Annotated in this window: 3 protein-coding genes; all 3 read left to right on the plus strand. The window is 61.0% G+C overall.

What is annotated here, in order from left to right; translation table 11 throughout:
* On the plus strand, nucleotides 1-378 hold a 378-nt coding region (locus tag FJ980_RS34930; RefSeq protein ID WP_181181358.1), incomplete at its 5' end, for a hypothetical protein.
* 241 nt (nucleotides 379-619) lie between these two features.
* A complete protein-coding gene (locus FJ980_RS30440) occupies nucleotides 620-1,123 on the plus strand; it encodes a hypothetical protein (protein WP_140547290.1) in 504 nt (167 codons plus the stop codon).
* A gap of 55 nt (nucleotides 1,124-1,178) precedes the next feature.
* Nucleotides 1,179-1,826, plus strand: a 648-nt coding sequence (locus tag FJ980_RS30445; protein WP_281406347.1) for a terminase family protein, incomplete at its 3' end; no start/stop codon positions are given.

The following is a 1,826-nucleotide window of genomic DNA, read 5'->3' on the forward strand; positions in this document are numbered from 1 at the left end:
GCCCTGCTTGCCTGGGCCCGGTCAAAGGTGGGCGGCAAGTCATTCCGGCGCTGGTGTTTCAAGGTCGAGGGCATCCCCCCGAACACCGGTAGAGATCGGAAAAACCGCGCCTTGCAGCAAATTTCGGCCATTCTCGCCCGCAGGACGTCGCAGAATAGCGAAACGGCCGAAATCAGGCTGTTGCACCACACCCATGAAATCAGCGATGTTTCGGCTACGCTCGCAGAAGATGCGGGAGAACGAGACCACCTCAATTCATGGATCGCCGACGGCGCATTCGCCAAGATCCTCTCATCCGAAAATGACGATTTCTCTTGGGCAGCCAAGCGCAATGAAATGCGCCGGCAGCGGGAAGCGCAGCGGCGGAAGGCGGCTTAGGCCAAGTGGTCGCGATCTATTGTAGCGATCACGCCCTCAAGAGCCGAAACTGACCGCTTCGACCTCTCAACATGGGCGGCGGTCATGTCAACTCGGCCCTTGGTTGGGTCGATGGTCCACATGCTGGTGATGCCGGCTTCGGCGTTTGCGATGAACCGGCGCTCGTCTTCGAGGTTTTCGACAAGCTCGGCTCGGAATTTGTTCCAATCGTCTTTCGTGGGGGCCATGGTTCCCCTCCCAAGTGAAGGCGGGCACCAAACCACCAAAAGCCACCATGCGCAAGAAAGCAGAGGGTTTCTTGACCAGCAATAAAAAGGCCAAGGCCTCCCCGAACAAGGGAGGCAGGCCGCCGGCGATAAAGCCTGATGCCAAGACGCTGAAGACGATACTCGGTCTCGGCAAGATCCAGGCGACGACGCGGGAATGCGCTGCCGTCCTTGGTGTGTCGCATCAAACCTTGATTGCCACCATGCAGCGGCATCCCGAGATCGGCGAAGCGCTGGAGGTCGGCAAGGAGCAGGGCAAGGTCTCACTCCGCCGGACGCAGTTCGCCTTGGCTGCGAAGAACGCCGGCATGGCCATCTTCCTCGGCAAGAACATCCTCGACCAGACCGACCGGCAGGACATCAATTCGTCCGTGACGGTCGATGTGACAGTGACGGACGCGAGGTCGAAGCTTGAACGTCTCATCGCTCGCCAGGCTGGCGCCGGAGCAGATACAGGCAGCGCTCGCAAGCCTCACTGACGACGAGTGCGAAAGCCTGCTCCATGATTGGAGGTTTCTCGCCCGGCCGAACCAGATCGCCCCGAGTGGTGATTGGCAGACATGGCTTGTTCTCGCTGGCCGCGGATTTGGCAAGACGCGATGCGGTGCCGAGTGGGCGAGGGAGCAGATCAAGGCTGGTGCCTCACGCCTTGGCCTCATAGCACCGACGGCATCAGACGCTCGAGACGTGATGGTCGAGGGCGAAAGCGGCATCCTTGCCGTGTGCTGGGCCGGCGACAAGACATTAGATGGCGATCTACTCGGCCGTCCGTCCTATGAGCCGTCCAAGCGGCGGCTGACATGGGCGAACGGAGCGATTGCCACACTCTTCTCGGCGGAGGAGCCGGAGCGCCTTCGTGGTCCCCAGCATGACGTGCTGTGGTGCGATGAACTGGCGGCATGGAAGTATCTTCGTGAGACCTGGGACATGGCCATGTTTGGCCTGCGTCTCGGTGATCGCCCGCGCACATGCATCACGACGACGCCCAAACCGCTGCCGCTGATCAAGGAAATCGCCAAGGACGCGCGTACGGTGCTGACGAAGGGATCGACCTTCGACAATGCCGGCAACCTTGCGCCGACCTTCCTGAAGGCGATCAAGGACAAATACGAGGGTACCAGGCTCGGCCGGCAGGAGTTGAACGCCGAGATCCTCGACGATTTGCCCGGCGCTCTATGGACG

Source organism: Mesorhizobium sp. B1-1-5 (genome assembly GCF_006443065.1).
GTDB lineage: Bacteria > Pseudomonadota > Alphaproteobacteria > Rhizobiales > Rhizobiaceae > Mesorhizobium.